This window comes from Bacteroides celer (genome assembly GCF_002632415.2).
Lineage (GTDB): Bacteria > Bacteroidota > Bacteroidia > Bacteroidales > Bacteroidaceae > Bacteroides.
The window spans coordinates 266494-289225 of record NZ_CP178209.1 but is presented as its reverse complement, the minus strand read 5'-3'; the positions used below and the strand labels follow the sequence as shown (position 1 = coordinate 289225).

Here is a 22732-nt window from a genome sequence, read left to right as displayed (position 1 = left end):
CGGTGAAGTTAAACATTTAAAAGAATTAGAAGAAAATGGATAAAAATATATCATTTACACTGAAGGTATGGCGCCAAGCTGGTCCGAAGGCTAAAGGTGCTTTTGAAACCTACCAAATGAAAGATATCCCCGGCGATACTTCCTTCCTCGAAATGCTGGATATTCTGAACGAACAGCTCATCAGCGAAAGAAAAGAACCGGTAGTATTCGACCACGATTGCCGCGAAGGTATCTGCGGTATGTGTTCTCTTTACATCAATGGACACCCGCACGGTCCTGCAACAGGTGCTACTACTTGTCAGATCTATATGCGTCGTTTCCAGGATGGTGATACGATTACTGTTGAACCTTGGCGTTCGGCCGGTTTCCCTGTAATCAAGGACTTGATGGTAGACCGTACTGCTTATGACAAGATTATGCAAGCTGGTGGTTACGTGAGCGTACGCACAGGTGCTCCGCAGGATGCTAACGCTATCCTGATTCCGAAGCCTATCGCTGACGAAGCTATGGATGCTGCTTCTTGTATCGGTTGTGGTGCTTGTGTAGCTGCATGTAAAAATGGCTCTGCTATGTTGTTCGTTTCTGCAAAAGTTAGCCAGTTGAACTTGCTGCCGCAAGGTAAACCGGAAGCTTTGCGCCGTGCAAAAGCTATGTTGTCAAAGATGGATGAACTGGGATTCGGTAACTGTACAAACACTCGTGCTTGTGAGGCTGAATGTCCGAAGAACATCTCTATCAGCAACATCGCCCGCTTGAACCGTGACTTCATCATCGCAAAATTAAAAGACTAGAAATTGCTAGATTTCGAGAGCGAGAGCTTAATTTGATTAATGACAGAATCCCCTGCCGGCTAGTCCGACAGGGGATTTCTTTATATATGAATGGATCATGATTATTATTAATAATCAGTTATCATGAACGGTTTTGTCCACGCAAATTACGTGGAGAAGCGCCGAAAGATTTCTTACAGAAATTAGAGAAATGAGGTAAGGACTCAAAACCATATTTATAGCATATCTCGGAAATACTATAAGCAGAATTATTCAAGTCATCGAGAATACCCTCTTTACGCCTTGCCAGCATCCATTCATAAACTGGTTCATGAAAGACATTATTGAAAATACGACGAAATGTGCTAAGAGTATATCCCCCTAATTGGGCTAGTTCTTCTACAGTCTTTACTTTCTTATAGTTTTGGATAACAAAGTAGTGGAAACTATTGATGTACTTAGAGAGCGGATGCACCAGACTCGAAAGGTCATAATCAGAATAATAATACCCCAACACAAATGCCAACTCTTTCCGCTTGAGAGACAACAAATCCCGGCAGACTTTATTTCCTTTTAAATAAGTGATGGAACCCTTCAAAAAATATTGTAGTTCAGGAACTATCTTTATTGGGGAATAGATAAGTGGAGGTGACACATCTTTCATTATATGATTGAAACGAGAATCACAAAACAATTCCGGTTGAATAAAACGATAATAAATGCACTCACATTCAAGCATGGCAAGCATCTCAAATGTAGAATCAATAGCTTGAAGTATAAATTCACCTTCTTTGAGCATGGTACCGGCATATTCCTTACTATTAACCAGCATTTCTCCTTTAATCAAGAAAAGAATAAAATTTTCCTCACACCTCTGAGCTGGTTTATGAAAACCACGCTGATAAATAACATGAGTAATAGCATTGCTCACTGCTTTCGGACATATTTGACAATCCCAAGTTCCTTGACAAATAGATGGCATAAGCTGGCTGTATTTGTATTTGTTTATGCTGCCAGCAAAAATATATGAAAGATTTCATATAGCCATAAAAAATGGGAAGAAAAGTGAAAAAGAGATTGCAAGTATAAAACTAGAATCCTACAGCTTTCTATTTACACAAAATCACAGATAGCACCCCATATTATTTGATTATCAACAACAATTCTCACTTAATCAGAAAATAAAGTGAAACTCATCATTCTTATTCCAAATAACTGAAAAGGTGAGTAGAATTTTATTTCTCCACCATACAAAGAAAAATTAAAATTCTACTCACCTTTCATGTCTGTCTAAAAGAAAGAGATATTATAATATATCTAAATTATCTTTCAGCTTATTCAATATCAGCACCACCACCTGTTCCAGTAGTCCACTCTGCAATTGCTCCACTTGGAGTTATGCTCTTACCTTTAAAGGTTAGAGTTATTGTATATGCTTTACCCATTTCAAACTTACCTCCGTCAGTACCCGTAATTGTAACATCGGACGAGTCATATCCTGTTGCCGAAACAGTTAATACTAAGGAAGTTAAATTAGGTTCTAACATAAAACCTGCTGTTTCTACTGTACCAGTTACAGAAGCAGTAGCATTTGTTATAGGGTTAATTGTAGATATAGGAGTCCCCCAATCTGATAATACACCATCAACTAGACTCATCTTAAAAATAGAATTTGCATCTTTTATAGTTACAGCTACATTAGTGATATCAGCATCTGTCGAAGCAGCATCCCTCTTTACCACAAATTTAAATTGTGTCAATTTATGTTGAAATGATAATGGAGTTGTAATCGGGGTTTCCTTGCTACCCGACACATAAGAAGCATATAACACATCCTCATCTCCTGTAATGGTCATAGTTGCCACACCAGCTGTAATAGAAGTTGCTACTGGATAAAAGCCTAAAATATTCGCCTTTGTAGAACCATTAGAGGGGTAGTATTGTACAGGTGAAAAAGTTATAGCTCCTCCTGCTGCCATAGCACCAGTAATTGTTACGTTACTGAAATCCTCCAAAGTACCAATATCATTTCCATCAACTCTTACGAACTGTATACCAGACAAAGCCTCACCTTTATTTATAGCTGCTCTTGATACAGTAGTGGCTTCAACACCACCATTCAAATTAATTTCTACCGAATTACCATTATTAATAATAACCTCATCTTCATTCTGTGAGCAACCCGTAATTGCTAAAGCAGCTGTAACTGCCAATAAAATCTTTTTCATAACTGTATTTTTAAAAGTTTATAATATTGTTCTATTTTGTTTATAGTATCTCATTCAGTTCACAGGTAATTCAACGCCATCCTCTGGACCCCATCCATCAACATTACCTCCTATTCCTCCTCCATCAGGATTCGGTGGTAACTCTGGCTTATCAACCTCAATCTTATCATCAGGCGGTAACTCAATCTCCGGTGGAGGCTCCTGTTTTCCATCATCTCCAGTTCCAATATCTTCAAGTGTCTCTATTATTTCAGTAACATCAATCGCTGCCTCTTGCACCGTATTATCCGTTTTGATAAATCTCAAGATCAACTTTATATCGCCTACACCACGGGAAGTTGCGCTCCTTGATTCTGATATTCGTGTCGGGACTGACATTTCCTTTGCCTGCTTGAAAGCTGTGAAATACGCCACTACCTTACTACCATCTTTCTTTACCTCAAAATAGATAGGCTGCGAGGAAGATGCTCCATAACCTTTACCAATGTGGCAACAATCAGATAGTCCATTAATACACCCTACGATTGTTGTTACGTATTCCAAACCTTTGACCTCTACCGCAAAAGAATACTTCTTCACTACCGATTCCAGTTTCCAATCCAAAGAAAGCACCTCTTCACTCTTATCTATTTTCAGTTCATCAATATTCAGCACATACAGTGAGTCCGGTGACCAAACCATCTTTTCCGTTCCTGCAATCCCTAAACCATTGCAGTTTCCTGTATAAGCTTCTATCGTTTCATAGGACTCTTCTCCTCGGATACGTATGGACTCCGTATTATAGTTGTAAGCTACAACCGAATATCGTCCCGGAGAAACTTTCATTTCTCCACCTCGTACCGAAAGGTACCTGTCCACTTTTTTACCCTCACCATCTTTCGGATAAAATATAACCCGGATACCTTCTGGTAATTTATCTGTTACTCCATCCCAGTTTAATGAAATTTCTACCCCACTTACAGGATAATCATCCAATATATCGCGACGGCTACACCCGTTTAGTACCAGCAGCGAGGACAGAAGCACAAGAAGCATGAATCTTGCATTTCGCATAACGCCCTCCTATCTCTTTGTTGTTATCAACCATACCAAAGAAACTTTTGCTTTGGTAGGACCAATAAAGTTATAACGCCCACTATTTGTCCATACAATATCCCCCTCATAAGGAGTATATTTCTTATATTCTGTTGTCAAATACCCTATGCCAAAACTGAATTCAAGGGAAAAGTGCCGTACTAATTGCTTTGCATATCCATAAGTCACTCCAGCAGCTCCATAGTACTTACCTTGATATCCGTCTCCACGTAACTGGAAATCGTATATTCCACCTTCAGCATAAAGTCCAATAAAATGTCCGGTCAATCGGTCGCGTTTCTGACGGTTCCCCAGCCAATAGCGTCCTTCCATGCCTCCAGAAAGGAGCTGATAGCAGAAATCATGTTTACTATTCAGCCACCACGGACATTTATATTCAGTATTCAAAGACCACCTTTTACCTATCGGAATTTCTACTTCTATATTCGGCGCCAATGCCAAATCATATAATAGATTGTTCTTTACTGCAAGCACTGTTTTGCTTTTCACCGGCTCTTCTGCCTCCGACATATCGACCTCACAGGTCTGTTTATCTTCACTTTCTCCCACAGGCTTATCAGGTTGATTCTTCGGAAGCGCCTCTTCCTGATTCGAAACAAACAACCCGGAGACAGAAGATACCGGTTCAAAAGCCTCTCTATCTATTATCCCAGTTTCTCCGACAATCGTTATAACAGACCGCCTCAATTCCGGAAATACATTACGAACCATATATCGGTAGGCGGCTCCCCGATTTAGCTTACGCAACAGTTGCTTTCTTTTGGCGATATCATCCTTATGATAGTCAATCAACATCAGCACTTCTTCCCGGTCGGGTAAGTTGGTGTCAGATGCCACCAACTTACGAAACTCCAACCAATCCTCTCCCTTTGAACAGAAATGAATCTTATCAACATTATTAACTAATTCATATCGCCTCAAGAATTCCTTTATCGAGTTATTTCTCTTAGTAACCAAACTTTTATTATAAGACTCGTCACCATCAGGAGAAACAAAACTCACTACATTTAACGCTGTTATATATTTCGTATCCGAATTTCCGAACAACAAGGAATCTAATGCTATAATTGCCTCTTTATTACCCCTATAACAAGGATTCACATTCGTTTCATTCGCATCGAAATATATCACAACCCGTCGGATTGTATCATTAATAACAGTAAAAAATGGTACCGCAGCATACCCACTTTCTGGAAGGCTTAACAAAGCCATAAGAATAGCCAAGATAAAGATACCATGTTTCATTGTCGTTCGTTTCTGTTGACAAATATAGAAGTTAGAAAATAAATCAAATCATACTTTCAGGAGAAAATACAGGCCCTGAAAGGTTCTGTGAAACGATTTTGCAAGTTTGAGGAGTATAAAAGCAGAAAATCATATAAAAAGAATGCACAGATTACCGATCTATCGATCAATAATCTGTGCATCTACTAACTAAAAGTTAATCTTGTTTTTTAGATAGAATCAAATTTTGTAATAATCCGCCCATCCGTCACGGGGCACCGCCCCCCAAAGAAGCTGGTTAGCAAGTGGATTATTCACAATCTGTTTCGTCTCACGATCGAAAACCAGCTTTTCACCCATCCACTGACCGATCACTCCCAAGCAAAAGACCTGACTCAACGGACCGGAAATAGAAAATGGTGAACGCGGTTTCTCCTTTCCCATACAAGCCAGCAGGAAATTGGCATAGTGGTTCGACGGACTTGCAGGAACTTCCGGCAACTTCGACTCCATCTCCTTTGCCTTTGCATCCGGAATAATGGAAAGAGTACTTCCGTGGGATCCACCTTTAAAAGTCAGTGTCTCGGAATATATTTCTTTACCGGGATTCAGTTTGGCAGGTTGCAATTTACCTCCGGCAACAGTAGGAATGTTGGGATCAATTTCCGAAACGCCATATCCTTCGGGAACCTGCGGTATATTATCCAATCCGTCATACCAGGTAATATCCAACGGAGGCATATTTTCTCTCTCGGAAAACTTAAACACAATAGTCGACGACATCGGATAAAAGAACCTGTTATGATCCTTCAAATACAGAGGATTGATCTCTGTGGGTAACCCCAAATGGAGATACTCATGTACAGTGTCCAAGATATGTGCTCCCCAATCACCTAGTGCTCCCATCCCAAAATCATACCAGCAGCGCCATTGTCCGTTATGATAATCATGATTGTAATCATGGTAATGAGAGGCTGCCAGCCAAGTATCCCAATCCATGTCAGCAGGAACTGGCTCACCTTTCGGATAACCCGTCATCTTCGGATTCCACGAATGCCATCGCCGTTCATTATTCATGTGTGCAGTTACTGCTGTAACATCCTTTATGATACCGGCATCCTTCCAAGCCTTAAACTGAAAATAGTTAGCCTCCGAATGTCCTTGATTTCCCATTTGCGTGATAACATTGTATTCTTTTTCAGCTTGCATCAATAACTCACACTCATAAAAAGTTCGGGCAAGCGGTTTTTCCACATAAACATGGATACCCAGTTTCATGGCAGCCATACAAATCGGGAAATGACTATGGTCGGGAGTAGCCACCATCACCGCATCTATTTTGTCTGCCATCTTATCGAACATTTTCCGGAAATCGCGAAACTGCGGAACACCCGGAAACATACTCATTATTTCCTGTGTATGTTCAGCTCCCATATCAACATCACACAAGGCAACAACATTGCATAAGCCGGTTTTATCAAGTTCCTTTATAACATCTTTCCCGCGATTTCCAATACCTACCATTGCCATGTCCACTCTTCCGTTCGCACCTATAATCCGTGCATCTCTCTTCTTTGGAGCCGGGCTAGAACAACTGCTTCCTGCTCCCATTATAAATGATGGAACTGCCAGAACCGAAGACAATGCTGCCGCATTTGCAAGAAACTTTCTGCGAGATATTTTGTTTTCCGACATTTTATTCAGGTTTTAAAGGTTACTATTTAATTTCCTTGATTTTTATATTCTTAAAATAGACTTCATCCCCATGATCCTGAAGTAGGATATGTCCCGTCTCGAAATTGCCGAAATTAATCCAGTCTTTATATTTGCTATAATCAACGAGAGCATCCCACATCTGGTTGTTACGCGTATATTCTATGATTTTAACGTCATTCAACCAATGCTCCACGTGATTTCCGTTAACAACAATCGTTGCTTTATTAAAGAAACCAGGGCGGAAAGGCTTATTTACAGGGGCTGGTATAAGGTCATAAAGAGAACCTAGCTTCCGGTTTCCGTTTACTCCTAACTTTGCATCCGGATGCAGATTGTCATCTAATATCTGAAACTCACATCCGATAGCCGAACCTCCCGGTTCATTATTAACATCTGGATTTACAAAATATTTCACCCCACTATTGGCTCCGCTCGTGATACGGAATTCAACAGTTAGAACAAAGTTCTTATATTTCTCTTTTGTAATGATATCACCACCATTACCCGACTCGGCTCCATCCGCTTTCTCCACTACCAACACACCGTCTTCTATGTGCCAGCCCTTTTCCGGAAATTTCGGTGCCCGATGACTCATCCATCCATCCGTAGTCTTACCATCCCACAAAAGTTTCCATCCCTCTGCCGACTCTCGTTCGGATATGGTATTAGGAATACAATTATGCTGTACAATACCACTTCCGGGAGATTTCTCACTTTCAAGATTCGTAGTCAAGATGCGGATACCTCTCCAGGCAACCTGTTTTCCGGCAAGATTTTCTTTATGAACAGAATGAACCTGCAAGGCTATGAAACCAGAGGCATCCTGATCGTCTAAAATATCTGCCGCCGGCACACCATTTATCCAAGTACGTATGTTATTACCAATTGCCTCTATGCGAACCTTATTCCAATCATTATGTTTGAATGCCTTTTGAGCATCAGGATTAGTAGTCAGAGGATATAGCCACCCCAATCTGGCTTCATCATAAATACCACCGCTCCATGCACGTGATGACGGATCGATCTCATATTGATATCCATGTACCCGTCCGTTTTTATACTCTTTTTTTGCATTACTTCTAAATTGAATACCAGAATTCAATTCATCATCTACTTTAAATTCCATTTCCAGAATGAAATCTCCATAGCATTTTTCTGTTGCCAGGAAAGTATTCGGAGTGTCCATTCGGCTTGTACCGACAATAGCTCCATCTACAACCTTATATTCAGCTTTTCCACCAATAACTTTCCATCCTTTCAGATTCTTCCCATTAAAAAGAGATTGCCAACCGGTCTGGGCCGAGATGGTGCAGGCAATACAACTCATCATTAAAATAAATAAATGTCTTTTCATGATACTATTTTTATATTAGTCTATTATTTGCAATCTGGGTATCAGGTTAACATCATCAGTCCGTATTTGAATGCAATTCCCCTGCTCCATACAGGCAACACTTACAGAGAGATTGTCCTCCGTTGAGAACGTGTGGATAGCAGCTTCTGTCTTATAAAAAATTTCCGGTCTTTCTACCTTCTGCCCCGATTCAACTATTTTCACGACAACACCAAACCAGTCTGCTTTCTCATTAAATACATATTCATTGAAATGCGCAGGACGTGTATGGTAACGAGGACTGGTCTTTTCTCTCTGCCGAAGTTCCATAGAACTCGATTTGATCTCTCCATTAACCATTTCAAACGGGAAAATATAAACATCATACCCGTATGCCTGTATGACAATTCTTTCCGACGTTCGCGAAACTCGTTTAAATTGATCTGTAAATCCAATTCCAAACTCACCGAAAGTTTCACGATAATCAGCCAGGTCACCTTTCCATTGGGTCAAGTGCCACATAGTAGGAAGACGGTTGAAGACACAGAGTGCAGACAATCCTTGTTGGCTCGTAAATCCATTTATAGGTGTATATGAACCGGGAATAAAAAGTGTAGCTTTCTCTTTCTCACTCTTGCCCATTGCAGCCATACAATAGATCTGTTGCCAATAATAGTTTCCCCAACCACTCATTGAACCCATAGCCGCATTGGGTGTCTGATAAGTTTTATAAACGAATGGCAGTGCCCCGGTTCTTCCGGTAGCTTCAAAAGGATACTTTCGGTTCGTATTGATTTCTATCGCTTTGGCAGGAGGCGTATAGCCCTGAACATCATGCTGAAGGAACTCCACTCTGGCATCATTGTACTTGGTAAACTCTCTGTAGTCCCTGGCAATGCCCGACACAGGAATTTTCAGCAAAGGGTGTGTCACTGCCGATTGTTGCAAATAAAGGAAATCCATCATTTCTTTTGCCTCCTTGGCTATTCTTTCTTCATGCCCAAAGTTTTTAATATCCATCAACGCATCGAATATGACCTGGTAATACGTAGTAGACAAAAACTCTGAAATACCGTAAAACTTAAAGTTATTGTAAAAACGCCTCCATTGGATATTCGCCTTACGACGTAGCCGGTCACTGTCATACCGTTCGGCTGCCAACGTTAAAGTCTGCACATAAAGAGAAAAAACATTGCTATACGCAACGACTTCCCTTCCCAATTCAAATATCTCCTCATCATATCTGCGTTCAGCTGCAACCAATATACATTTGCATGCTTTCAGGAATGCCTCGCGAGTTTGAGCCGACATCTTATTCTGCTCGTCCCAAAGATTCACAAACATGAGATGGGCATGAAATAACGGCACATTCTTGTCTTTTACAGTGGAGCCTACACTCCAGGGCCATAAACCGTAGTTTCCTGATTCCGAGTCATTCGACACCTGAAAAGAAAGAGTCATATTCAGTACTTTATCTGCTTTCGAAATCGATTCAGGCGTATTTTTATGATAAAGCAAGTAAGCATATTGAAGCGCATTCCCAATATTTGCTTTAGCCATATTTGTTTCCAGCAGATTCAGCCTGTCCAACTTATTAAATTTCTCTTCAAGATTGTCCTGTCCATAGATAACACAAGTTGCCAGACAAAACAAGATTGTAAAAATGATATATCTCTTATTCATTAAGTAACTAATCAAAATTAAGCAGCATAATGACTAAAGTTAATATTCAGTTGTGTTCCTATCGCCGCCAAAGCCCTATTTGTGGCATAAAACAGCGATTCTGTAGTGACATAATCTTGCGGTCGGAGCCATTTCCCTTTCATAATACGCCAAAGGGTCTCCACAATGTTCAAATGAGGAGAGTATGGGGGAATGTAGAAAAGAAAAAGTCCCCGTTTTTCCCATATTGGACGCATTCGCTTTATTTTCTCATTACGGTGTACACTTGCATTGTCAAGCACAACAAATGTCTTTCTGTTGAGCTTGAAAGAGAACCTGTCGAGGAAATCCACGACTTTCTCTGCATCAACAGAATCGCAGGTGCAGAAACCTTCAAAGCGGTTATTCCTGTCAATCATACCAAAGATGTTGAGCCGTTTGGCTTTTTCGACAGGAATGTAAACGTCTTCTCCGGAAAACTGCCACCCGTAAGGGACATAGCCTTCCGTGCAGATATGAGATTCGTCACCATAGAAGAGGTCGATGGAGCCTTTTTCAAAAAGTACTTCAAGTTCTTGCAGCTTCTCGGTCTTATACGCATAGAGCTGCGGCGAGGGCTTACCCTTAGGACGTTTTCTTATACGTCTATATCTTGCGCCAATGCGGATAAAAAACGTTTGAACGTCGATTCGCTCGCTTCCTTGCCCGAAGCATTCTGCCAGGCTTCTTTGGCTGCACGCACACTCTGTCGGTCCGACTCGATGGCTTTGCGCACAGCTTCCTCGTCCGAACAGTCCATGATGGCTTTGCGACCTTGTCCCGGACGTGTATATAATCCTTGGATTCCTTGGTTTTCGAAACGTTTGACCCAACTGCCAACGGTTTGGGCGGTCATTTCCGTTTGTGCTCCCACTTGGGGCGCACTCAAGCCCTCTGCTTTGAGCAATATGGCGCGGCAACGCATACGAAAACAATGGCTTTCGCCTGTACGGAAACCGGTGGTAAGTTCCCGACGTTCGGAATCGCTCAACGTCAATTTCTTGATTTTCATTTGTCTTGCGGTTTGGTTCGAGACAAAGATAATGCAATTTCGACATATGTGAAATAATTATGAATAACTACTTACTTATTCATTTACTCATTGAACGTAGTTTGTCAACCTCTATTGCAGCTATAATGACAGGAAACAACCCGTGACAGTCATTTAACGCTGTCGGACGCTCTAAATAGTAATTAATATCCGTAGTTCCGTTCGTTCCTACCGTGATGCCGTGTACCTGATATTGCTCATCTATCATCGTTTCTATCCCCTCCCATCCTTTTTCAACGATTGGGATGTATTTCTTACTATCCAGCCAACCATTCATGATACCGCGAGCCATGCAAAGCGTAAATATTGCCGTACCGGACGTCTCAAGATATGATTCGGGGACATCGAGTACATTATGCCACAGGCCACTTTTATCCTGCCATACAATCAATCCTTCTACATGATCCCGGTAATGCTTCAGCATTTTCTTATATAACGGATGATTCTTAGGTAACTCTGAAAGAATATTAGTAACCGCCCACAAAGCCCAACCGTTTCCCCGTGACCAGAATGGAAGTTTAGCCGGTTCTCCTGTGAACTGTGCATGCTGATATAATCTGACTTCCGGATGATAGACATATTTGTTAAATGCAAAAACCATTTCTGCCGCTTCATTCAGTCTTTTCATCTTCTCCTCCTTGTTATCCGCTAAACGAGACGACTGCACCAGAAAAGGAAGTGCCATATACATATCATCTACCCAGACAGTATATTTCACAGGATTAATACGATTGAAATTACCTTCCGGCGTGCGAGTTTGCACATGGTCCAGATAATCCTGCATTTCATTAAATAAAGCCATGTATTCAAGTTTTCTCTTTGCCGGTTCAGTATTCAGCAAAACTTCTGCATAAGGAAGTAACGGAGCTGAAGTATAATCCAGCAAATACCCTTCGACCAATTTATGATCCCAAGCATTAAAAGCATTGACCACATATTTTTGATAAGCCATATATTTGCGCTTTTCAAGAAAGAAATCGCAGTAAGTACGACAATATCCCGAATAAGGTTCCAACCCTGTATACTTACCCAGCATTTCCATAGCCATAGCCAAACCTGCCGCATGATAATTGAATGCTGTATATCCCTCTCCCCACGGTTGATGTATCTCGGCATTTGCAGCAACGATGTCCAACCGGGGAATAGTCCATGCAACTGCTTCTCCCGCATAACCGTCATACATCTTACCTGTAACAAATTCCTTCTCAACAATCGACGCTTGATTAAAATCGGCATCAGGGAAAGTCCCGATAATCAGCCATTTCGACACGTCAGACAATGACTGTTCTATCTCTTTTAGCCCGGTAAGAGTGAAATGGAACCCATGCGGGCGTAAATGCACTTTCCAATTTCCGGATGGAGGTGCAAGGGATTTGATGAGTATCTTATTCACACCTTTATTCAGATGTAAATCAACTTCACCTTTGAGTATAAAATCACGTTCAATATAAACAAAGTCATCTTTAGACATACCAGGATGATTCCAAACCTCCTTACCATTCAGGATAATCTTACAAGCCCCATAATTGACAAGAGACAACTTTACCGTTTTATCGCTGTCCACTACAATGGTAGACAATGCATAAGCCGTACCTTTCTGACAGAAGTTTCGTGAAAAATCCACAGTCTGCACCACCCAATAATCTTTATCTCCCGCCAGTTTCAGGTTATAATAGAAACGTACATCCTGAAGCACTTTATCAGCAACTTTACATACAGTTTCGACAGGAGAGCCTGCCGCCATCCTAAGTGATGGCAGCAGACATGCTATCAAAAATACCATTTTGAAAACTATTCTCATCATTCTACTTTTTTAATTGACTTTATAGTAGCATACTTATTTTAGTTTGAATCTCTGTTCTTCCACATTCCACCCTTTTATGACCAACGAATTATCCAATACTTTAGATACAGCTGTATCAATAGTCACTTTACGTGACTCTCCGGGTAATAAAGAGAAGAAGTTGTCTGTGTAGAAACTAGGTCTGACCGGTTTATTGTTCTTATCCAAAAATTGTATTTGTGTAAAGAAGGCAATATTCCGTGAAGAATTTTTCAATTCTATATCTATATAATAATTGCCACTATCTGTTCTGGTCTTGTATTTGGCCGATAACCTTACTTTTGGCAATTGATCGATAGATTCGAAACCGGAAGTTGCAGGTCCCGTTAGTGTCTTGGCTCCTTCATAACTGTCCTTGGATCTCCAATAAAAGTTACTTCCCACTTGTTTGCCTTTATCATCCAACAAACGTAATTTGATAAAATGCACCTGTGAGAGTTCCTCCGGAAAATCTATTTTAAAAGCATCATTCACCACTCCGTCTTCAGGAATATCAATAACCACTGACTTCTGCCAGATATTACGGCTCTTAATATCATAAACTTCAGCCGAAACCGTATAACCTTTAAAAGACCGGTAATAGTCATTGTATACTGAAACCGTATTTTTCAAGTAATCAAATTGTGGATGAAGAGGTTCGAGCGCATTTTGAGTATGGTAAAGGGAAGCTGTGGGTTCAAGGGTATAATCCCACATTCTGCCGGCCACTTGCGGAACAGGACATTGATGATACCAGAATAACAAACCGGAAGCATATCTGTCACCAAAATCATATTTATTATAATTCCAGCACTCCCATATAGATTTTGAGTTCATTGCTCCCACAAACTGCCCCTTTATAGCAAACTCATCAATACTGGCTGATTCACCGTATTTATCCGTCAACTCTTTATACATGGTAGACATCAGGTGGAAGCCACCACCATCATGATAATCCCAGACTTCTTTATTTATCGGCCAAAGATCTTTCTCGTCCATCATTTCGCGTAATGTCTCAACCAAAGGCAAGGTGGGTGCTCCATATTCAGGATTAAATCCGTCTATTCTGCTTCCCCGTTCCGAAGCGGTGTTTTCGTAATGTTGCATCGGATTGACTTGCTTGTAAGGACTTCCGTCATGCACTCCGCAACATTCCGATTCCATCTGATAACCGCGTGTACCGTCAAGCCGGTTAATAAGAGCCTCCGCATCAGGCATCTCTGTACTTTCATTCGACGAAACATAATAAGCGAGTGACGGATGATTGCGTATACGTTTGACAGTCGACTCTACATTGCCCAAATACAAAGATTTATCCTGTGGATGTTTGGTATCTCCCGTCATCCAAAATTCCTGCCATACGAGGAATCCCATCTCATCACACAACTGGAAAAAATAATCAGATTCCGCAATACCACCTCCCCAAAAACGAATCAGATTAATCCCCGACTGCTTGGTATAGCGCAATTCGGCATAAGTTCTTTCATCCGAAGTACGAAGCATAGCTTCAGGAATCCAGTTAGTACCTCTTACAAATATCTTCTTACCATTCACATAAAACTGGCGCGAATGGTCGGGTGTATTTTGATCCGAAGTAATTTCCCTGATACCGAAACGTGTTTTAACAGAGTCACAGACAATCCCATTAATTGCTACATCCAGTTTAAGCTCATACATTTCGGGAGCCCCCTTGAACAACGGCCACCAAAGACGCGGATTCTTAATGATAAGTTGAGGATATTCATCCGGAGTAAAAACTACCTCCTGTGTCTCTCCTCTAAAAAGAGTAACGTTCTTGCTGAATTTAATTCCCTCACCGACAATCTCTCCACTAACCACACAATTCACCTTAGCAGATAAAGTACCCGGATTGGTAACCTCCACACTGACAGTTTCCTGGGCTACATCATAACCCGGAACAGACAGCTTTGACTTCACAAACGGATATCTTACCACAGCACCTCCGGTAGCATACAAAGAAATGTTTTTCCAAATACCCGTATTACGGTCCCGAATACCATCCAGAAAAGTAAAATCCCAGCCTACACTCATCAACATCGTCGTATTCAAACCGATATTACCGTCACCACCATTACGGAATTCCCCCGGAGCTCCCCACCATTTGGAAGCAGTGGTACTAGGCATATCGACCGGATATACCTTAATAGCCAATGCATTGGATTCACCGACACGGGCATACTCGGTAATATTGATAAAGTCCTGCTTGAACATTCCGTTGACAGTACTAAGCAGGTTTCCGTTTACCCATACTTCCGCACGGTAATTAATACCATCTACCTGCAACCAGATTACCTTATCTTTATAATCTGCCGGCACATCAAAATTCGTCCGGAACCAATACGTATAAAAATCCCGTCCGGTCTTTGAGATATCCGGAATGATTCCTTTTTCCAACTTATTATTTATTCCGTAATAAGGTTCCGGATAAACACTGTTGTATACAAGGGAATTAAGTACCGTCCCCGGCACGATGGCAGGAAGCCATCGTGAGTCATTATAATTGATTCGGGATATTTCTTCAGGTGATTCACCTACATCGCCCGCTTTCATCATGCGCCAATCAAACTCTCCATCCCCCGATCCATACCGGGAATCAAGATAAATCCGATTAGAGTCAAGATACCTATTGAGAGGTTGTTGTGCAAAAGCAATTCCCCACAATAGTAAAGACAGTATCGTACAAAAACATTTCGTCAACATAGTTCTGATTTTTGTTTTAAATTGGCAGGAGTTATTTCATCCTAGTTAATAATAGTAACGTGGCTTCGAATAGGGGTCTTCGTCTCGAACCTGAACACTGACACCATCCTTTTGTGCAATTTTCAACTGATGTCCCTCATTGGTAGAAAATACCATTACCCCATTCTCATTCTTGAACGTTATCTCCGGAGTAGGAACACTGGTATTCGCAGGCACCACCTTGACATATACACCAAACCACAAAGCATTGGAGGGGAAGAGCAATTCATCAAAGCTCAAATCTTCCACATGATATTTCTCACTTGTTTTGGCCCGTTTCACTTTAGTAAGACTACAACCCTTGATCTGATTATTATTGTCCAGTATGTACGGGAACAGATATACGTAGTATCCTCTGTTGTTGGCGTTCAATACCACTTTACCCTCTTCCGACGATACCTCTATCCATTGAGTAGACAGCCCCACACCAAAATCAAATAATGTACTCGAAATATCGCTCTGATTTCCTCCCCATTGGTCACGGTGCCACAATGTAGGCAACCTGTTATAGACACATAAAGTAGACAGTTCTTTCTGATCGGTAAAACCATTCACGTGAATATAAGATCCTGGAATAAAGAGTGTAGACCTGGCACTGGTACTTGTGCCCATAGTTGCCATACAATGAACCTGTTGGCAATAGTAACTTCCCCATCCGGACATACTACCCATAGCCGCTTTCTCGGTCTGATAAGACTTAAAAGTAAACGTATAAGAACCGGCTCTACCATTAATCTCGAACGGATAAGTCCTGTTATTTTTAAGATTTGTCGCCTCATCAGGAATTATATATCCTGCAGGAGTATTTCCCGGCTTCAGGAATTCACTGCGAGCATCATTCCCGGCATTGTACTTACGATCATCCCGACTGATACCTACTACAGGAGTATAAAGTTTAGGATGAGTGACCGCCATCTTCAATATATACATATAATCCATCACCTCCGTTATCTCATCCTGCTGTGATCCTGTTACATATTCGTGAATTCCCCAAAGAGCATTAAATATAATATTATCATAATCACGTGAAAGGAATTCATCTATACCATGCACTTTAAAGTTATCATAAAAAACTTTCCATTTATCTTTGGCCAGTTGTGTCAACCGGCTATCTTTGAAACGGACTCCCGCCAGCGTGAGCGTTTCCACATAGAGACTATATACATTGCTATACGCTACGCCTGCACGGTTGGCAGCAAATACTTCTACGTCCCAACGACGTTCGGCGGCAGTGACCAGACGTTCACACGATTTCAAGTATGCAGTTTTCATACTCGGCAGCATCCTGTCCTGTAAATCCCACAATTCTCCCAACATTCGGCGGGCGAAGAACAATGGCGGGTTCCGGTCTCCCACATTATCATTAATTCCCCAAGCCCAATTACCATAATGCGAAGAACTCTCATCGGTGACCTGTGCGGCAATTATGGTCTTGAGAATCAGCTCTGCCCGCTGAACCGAAGCAGCTTCACCACTTTTAAAAAGCAAGACCACATATTCCAACGTCGAAAGATAAGTACCTCCCGAAAGAAGCTTGATGGAAGAATCGTATGTTTTTCCTAATGTTTCCAACCGGGTTGCTTCCGCTGTGGTCAATAAAGACGGATGATCCTCGTAATCGGGATCCGGTTCTGGCTCCGGTTCAGCGGCGGCCGGAAGCGGGGGCGGTAATTGATAACCGTCCCACATATCACCATTGCACCCGACCAATGCCATTAGAAAAAGACATGGAATCAAGCTTCTCACTCTCAATATCGAACTGATAGATTTTATTATTGATTTCATAAATTGTACAGATTAAATGTTCATACGAATTAATACCATCCTTTATTTTGTTCCACTTCAAGTGCACCGGCAGGGTCCAGACGGTCTATGTGATTCTGCGGTATCGGACGAAGTACATGGTAAGGTTGTATATTACCGGCAGTACCACCTATTGCATTATGTGCCTTGAACCGTTCGATTAGTTTCTCACAACGGTTAAGATCATTCCAACGATTGTCTTCACCGATCAACTCACGTCCTCTTTCATCGAGCATCAAGTCTACAAACTGGTCTAACGACAAACTGCTCAAATCAGTTTCCTTAACCGTCATCTTCGATTCAGTAGAACTTGTCAGCTTCTCCCCTTTCCCATTAATTACATTCAGATTCGATCTCCATTCTCCTGATTTATAAGCAGCACGCTTACGAACTTCATTTAATCGGTCGGCAGCCTTATCATACAACCCCTGACGTCCATAGGCTTCCGCTGCAATCAGATATGTTTCTCCCAGTCGATACACATTGAAATTACGGTGTCCCGGTTCATACATAATATCCGGGCGGTCTCCATTTGCCCATTTTTCAATAATTGGCCAAAAGTCCCTTACACTTTCAATTCTTTCCATCGTCCACAGATTATGATCCTGCGAACCGAAAAGTATTAAGGAATCCCGTTTGCTTTCAAATCCTCCCTCTGTCAATGGAATACCTTTATAATGGATAGGTCTCATAACAATACACGTATCACCTACTTCAAACTTAGGTTTCCCTTTCAATGCAGCACTAGGAGACCATATCACCGTCGAACCGTCTTTAATATCGGCCCATTTAGGAATCGTTTCGGAATTATTGGAGTACCATACTGATTTAAATGTTTTTTCGCCACGGGAGTCATTAGTGTAATCAAATAATCCTCCATGTTTCGCCTGGTCTTCCATCACCCAAAATGTCTGACGAATACGTGACCAGGGTCTACCGTTCGCGATATCGCGAATCATTCCCGGCTGATTAGTATACGAACCTGTGGAATACATGTGCATCGGATTACCCTCTCCGTTCCACATCTCATCTTTGGTATAATTGACAGTCAGAATCACCTCTTTGCTGTCTTTATTGTCAAGCAGGAAAATATCGGCAAAGTTCTTTTCCAATTCATATTCGCTACTGCCGATAACCAAATCGGCATATCGTGCAGCTTCCGCCAAATCCGTATCTTGCGTACCACGAGTTGCTTTCGCTTCTGCACTAACGGCACTTCCCCGTGTGAGATATACCTTAGCCAACAAATGTTGTGCAGCTCCTATTCTGATACGACCGCGCTCTGCCGTTTTAGGCAAATAGTTATAATCAGCACCATATTTCAAATCTTCAATAATCTGGGTATAAACCTTATCAACCGACGTTCTTGGAATATAAGTCTGGGCTTCGAACACCGGTTCCAGAGGCATCGGGATAGCGCCGAATTGCTGCATCAGATCAAATAAGAAATAAGCTCTGAAAAAACGCATTTCAGCGGTTCGTTGATTTTTCCAACTTGCATTCTCATTCATGTCATCAATATAATATAACCCTGTGTTACAAGCCGAAATGGCTTCATACCATTGGGTCCACAGCGAATAAAGAAGACTGGTTGAAGCATTCAGTGCGGTAGCCTGATATTGGTCCCAGGCATTACCGTGTGTTCCTGTGGCAGTCATGAACAGATCAGTCCCGAATAATGCATAATTGTGGAAACGTTCTCCACTAAAAGGCCACCTCATTTTTGAATAAATCGAATTCACCACAGCGTCTATACCCTCCGGTGTTTCATAATATGCCATCGTAGCTTTTGAAACTACTTTTTCCTCCAGAAAATCATTACAAGAGAAATTCACAAACAATAGGCAACTTGTTATGATTGTTAAAATATATCGTTTCATTGTTATATACATTTTAATGTTAGAAACTTAGATTCAGACCGAACATATAAGTACGTACCATAGGATAGTCATTACCATGTGCAGCTTCCGGGTCCACACCAGAGAAATTAGTAATAATGAATGGATTCTGCACGGCGGCATATACACGGCAACGTTCTATAAAAGCCTTACGGGTAAAGGTTGCAGGAAGCGTATAACCCAGTGTTATTTCGCGCATACGCAAGAAAGAACCGTTCTCGTAACGAAGCGGGGTGATGTAAGTCGATCCTGTTGTCGGACTCTCTGCATCCCGATAAGGCTGCGGATATCTTCCTCCCGGATTATTGGGTGTCCAATAATCATATTTAGGCTGGTTAGCTCTCCCGTTAAAGCCCATATCCGCCTCATTCTTAATTATACGTCCGTAATCGGCATACAAAAGGAAGGATAAATCAAATCCCTTAAAGGAAAAATTATTCATCATACTGGCTGTAAATTTAGGTCTCGGATTACCTAATATAACTCTATCGTCTTCGGGAGTGAGTTTATTATCTCCATTTTGGTCTACAAGTTTAATAGTGCCGGGAACATAATTTGTATTACCCGCTTTATTCCATACTTCCATCAAGGCGAGATCTTCTTCCGTATTACTCCAGATTCGATCAAATTTATATCCATACCAGGCACTGATAGGTTCCCCAATAAACCAAGAGTTACCGACATCGTCACTTTTACCATTATATAATTCTACGATTTTCTCCCTGTTCATAGAAAACACCCAATCGGTTGACCAACGGAAGCCTTGTTTCGAATCTATATTAACTGTGTTTAGTGCAATTTCCAAACCTTTATTCTCTGTTTTTCCCACATTAAACAAAATACTGCTATACCCCAAAGCAACCGGAAGTTGTCTGTTCATCAACAGGGAATTCGTGTTCTGTACATAAAGATCCAAGCTACCGGAAATCCGTCCTTTCAAAAAGCCGAAGTCGATACCGATATTGGTCTGGTTCGTATATTCCCAACCTAATTGTTTATTTGCCAGTTCACTAGGGCGAAATCCCACAGCGGGAGTCGCATCTCCAAAAACATATTTAGTATTTGTCAATAAACCTTGTGTCTTGTACGGAGTTACCGCAGAATTTCCGGTACGTCCCCAACCGGCACGAATCTTCAGATTAGACAACCATTCATGTGTATTCTTCATAAAAGGCTCTTCCATTATTCTCCATGCCAGAGCTGCACTAGGGAAAGCTGCCCATTTATGTCCGTCAGAAAGGACAGACGCACCGTCATAGCGAAGTGATGCAGTCAGCAAATAACGATCTTTCAAACTATATTGCACTCTTCCCAGGAATGAAGCCAAACGACGCTCGGTAAGATCACTGCTTACAGAGGTTACTTCATTGGCAGAAGACAAGTTATACCATTTTTGAACATCAATTGGAATCCCTTTTGCACTGATATAGGATGTTTCCGCACTGGACCCCTCGATAGACTGAACAACAGTGGCAGTAAGATTATGAATACTTCCGAAAGTCTTCGTATACGTCAGCATATTATCCAATGTATAAGCATACGCTCTACGGTTTGATACACTTGCAGTGTTATCTCCTCCGGTGTTCGCTCTTGTCTTGGAAGCTCTGAAGTCACCATCCACATACATATCATAATCATAACTGAAACTGGATCTGAATGATAAACCGTCGATAATTTTAGCTTCCAGATAGACATTGGCTAATACCCGGTCTCTTTTACGCTGGCGTACTACAGCTCCATCAACAAGATCATATAATATGTTGTAATTACTATTATCATTACCGGGCAGCTCTATATAGTTACCATCTTCGTCAAGAGGGAAAGAAGCGGGCCACATCTTGGAGGCATTTGAATATAAACCGGTATCAAGGTCTTCCAATGAATGTGAATACTGGAAGGTAACCCCAGCTTTAAACCGGCTACTGATTTGGGTATCTATGGCCGAACGTGCGGTAATTCTCTCAAATCCCCGGTTTTTCACAACACCATCCGTATTTGTATAGGTTGCCCCGAAAGAATATTGCGTCTTCGCCGAACCTCCACGCACATTAATGTTATGATTTTGAGTGAAACCATTTTGAGTAACCGCATCAACCCAGTCAAATCCTCTTACCTTATTGGGGTCCCAATATGTTCCGTCTTCATTCCATCCCATCATCACCGTACGCAATACATATTGGTCTTCGTTAAACCTCAACATATTCATATCCTGTTCCATGTTGGCTACCGGACTGTCATATTTAAGATTTCCTTTAGCCTGACGATGAGATTCACGCATATATTCGATCCACTCGGCTGCATTCATCATATCCAGTTTCCGGCCAATAGTCTGAAATCCGATATAACTGTTATAATCCACCTGTGGTTTCCCCTCTTTTCCCCGTTTCGTAGTGACAATAACAACACCATTTGCACCACGCGAACCATAAATGGCGGTAGCCGACGCATCCTTCAATACATCTATACTCTCAATATCACCCGGATCGAGGAAGCTCAATCCTGTAGAAAGCATCATCCCGTCCACTACATAAAGCGGATCATTCGAGGCTTGAAATGAACGCGTACCACGTATACGGATTTCAAGACCTCCACTGGGAGAGAAGTCTGTTTGAGTGACCTGAACGCCAGGAACACGTCCCTGCAGTGCCAACTGGGGATTTGTTACGGTTACTTCTTTTAATTGTTTAGCAGATACAGATCCTACAGCACCAGTCAAATCGCTTTTCTTCACTGTACCATAACCAATTACAACTACATCATCAATCTCATACGATTGAGACCGTAAGGCTACATTAATCTGTTTCTTGGTGCCTACGGCATGCGTAACAGTCTTATACCCGACAAAGCTGAATTCCAGCGTTGCTCCATTTGAGACATTTATCGCATAATTTCCCGAAATATCAGTGACTGTTCCTTGAGCAGTCCCGAGTATCTTTACAGTGACACCTATTAAAGGTTCTTCCGTATCCGCATCGACCACACAACCTGTAATTGCGTTCGTCTGCGCCAAAGCGAGTGTTCCATAGGAATAAAACAAAAGCAAAGATACAACAGATAAGATCTTTCTTTTCCATGATTTAGCCAGATAGCTCTTGAATTGATTTTTTTTCATCGGTTAACAAATTGATTTTAATAATCCAGATAACAAAGACAACAACACTCTTGTCTGGATGCAAATGTGGTGATTAAAATCCTGAACTATGTTTCCATTTCTGCCTAATAAAAGCGCATTTTGGCGAGGCTGTTTTTTTAAGCAACAATGAATACCTTGGCCAAAAATACAATTTACTGTGACTAAACAAACATGATTGGAATTAAAAAAGGCAGTATT

The 22732-nt window shown here is 41.4% G+C and carries 16 protein-coding genes; 2 read left to right on the top strand and 14 right to left on the bottom strand.

What is annotated here, in order from left to right:
- Window positions 1-35: 35 nt before the first annotated feature.
- Window positions 36-791 (top strand): succinate dehydrogenase/fumarate reductase iron-sulfur subunit, encoded by a 756-nt coding sequence (locus CJF29_RS00900; RefSeq protein ID WP_004324019.1) that lies wholly within the window; start codon window positions 36-38, stop codon window positions 789-791.
- A 121-nt stretch (window positions 792-912) separates the two neighbouring features.
- On the opposite strand, the gene CJF29_RS00895 is transcribed toward CJF29_RS00900, so the two are convergent.
- A complete protein-coding gene (locus CJF29_RS00895; protein ID WP_366513000.1) occupies window positions 913-1245 on the bottom strand; it encodes a helix-turn-helix domain-containing protein in 333 nt (110 codons plus the stop codon).
- Here CJF29_RS00895 and CJF29_RS00890 point away from each other — a divergent pair.
- On the top strand, window positions 1210-1347 hold the full coding sequence (locus CJF29_RS00890) for a hypothetical protein (protein WP_368077335.1): 138 nt from the start codon (window positions 1210-1212) through the stop codon (window positions 1345-1347). The two genes, CJF29_RS00895 and CJF29_RS00890, sit on opposite strands and share 36 nt — an antisense overlap.
- Before the next feature lie 757 nt (window positions 1348-2104).
- Here CJF29_RS00890 and CJF29_RS00885 read toward each other — a convergent pair.
- The 13 genes from CJF29_RS00885 to CJF29_RS00825 all read right to left on the bottom strand — a co-directional run bounded on the left by CJF29_RS00885 (window position 2105) and on the right by CJF29_RS00825 (window position 22513).
- On the bottom strand, window positions 2105-2998 hold the full coding sequence (locus tag CJF29_RS00885; protein ID WP_099146859.1) for a fimbrillin family protein: 894 nt from the start codon (window positions 2996-2998) through the stop codon (window positions 2105-2107).
- Window positions 2999-3052: 54 nt separating this feature from the next.
- Window positions 3053-4051: a DUF5119 domain-containing protein gene (locus CJF29_RS00880; RefSeq protein WP_099146858.1), complete on the bottom strand. Its 999-nt coding sequence runs from the start codon at window positions 4049-4051 to the stop codon at window positions 3053-3055.
- A gap of 9 nt (window positions 4052-4060) precedes the next feature.
- The gene (locus CJF29_RS00875; protein ID WP_099146857.1) at window positions 4061-5338 is read right to left on the bottom strand and encodes a DUF3575 domain-containing protein; all 1278 of its coding nucleotides are present in this window, start codon (window positions 5336-5338) and stop codon (window positions 4061-4063) included.
- Between the two features lie 219 nt (window positions 5339-5557).
- Complete coding sequence (locus tag CJF29_RS00870; RefSeq protein ID WP_099146856.1) at window positions 5558-7012, bottom strand: Gfo/Idh/MocA family oxidoreductase; 1455 nt, start codon at window positions 7010-7012, stop codon at window positions 5558-5560.
- Between the two features lie 22 nt (window positions 7013-7034).
- The gene (locus tag CJF29_RS00865) at window positions 7035-8363 is read right to left on the bottom strand and encodes a DUF1080 domain-containing protein (RefSeq protein ID WP_413544550.1); all 1329 of its coding nucleotides are present in this window, start codon (window positions 8361-8363) and stop codon (window positions 7035-7037) included.
- Between the two features lie 39 nt (window positions 8364-8402).
- Entirely contained in the window at window positions 8403-10049 is a 1647-nt protein-coding gene (locus tag CJF29_RS00860) for a hypothetical protein (RefSeq protein WP_141561025.1), read from the bottom strand.
- Between the two features lie 17 nt (window positions 10050-10066).
- Window positions 10067-10696 carry an IS630 family transposase gene (locus CJF29_RS00855; RefSeq protein ID WP_255299464.1) on the bottom strand — a complete coding sequence of 210 codons (630 nt, stop codon included), beginning with the start codon at window positions 10694-10696 and terminating at the stop codon, window positions 10067-10069.
- On the bottom strand, window positions 10666-11079 hold the full coding sequence (locus CJF29_RS00850) for a helix-turn-helix domain-containing protein (RefSeq protein ID WP_099147678.1): 414 nt from the start codon (window positions 11077-11079) through the stop codon (window positions 10666-10668). Before CJF29_RS00850 ends, CJF29_RS00855 begins: the two co-directional genes overlap by 31 nt.
- Before the next feature lie 79 nt (window positions 11080-11158).
- Entirely contained in the window at window positions 11159-12922 is a 1764-nt protein-coding gene (locus CJF29_RS00845; RefSeq protein WP_099147344.1) for a glycoside hydrolase family 105 protein, read from the bottom strand.
- A gap of 33 nt (window positions 12923-12955) precedes the next feature.
- Window positions 12956-15661, bottom strand: a complete 2706-nt coding sequence (locus CJF29_RS00840) for a glycosyl hydrolase 2 galactose-binding domain-containing protein (RefSeq protein ID WP_099147343.1) — start codon at window positions 15659-15661, stop codon at window positions 12956-12958.
- 45 nt (window positions 15662-15706) lie between these two features.
- Window positions 15707-17485 (bottom strand): hypothetical protein, encoded by a 1779-nt coding sequence (locus CJF29_RS00835; RefSeq protein ID WP_141561031.1) that lies wholly within the window; start codon window positions 17483-17485, stop codon window positions 15707-15709.
- Window positions 17486-17514: 29 nt separating this feature from the next.
- A complete protein-coding gene (locus CJF29_RS00830) occupies window positions 17515-19383 on the bottom strand; it encodes a RagB/SusD family nutrient uptake outer membrane protein (protein ID WP_176553175.1) in 1869 nt (622 codons plus the stop codon).
- Window positions 19384-19402: 19 nt separating this feature from the next.
- Complete coding sequence (locus CJF29_RS00825; RefSeq protein ID WP_099147340.1) at window positions 19403-22513, bottom strand: SusC/RagA family TonB-linked outer membrane protein; 3111 nt, start codon at window positions 22511-22513, stop codon at window positions 19403-19405.
- Window positions 22514-22732 lie beyond the last annotated feature (219 nt).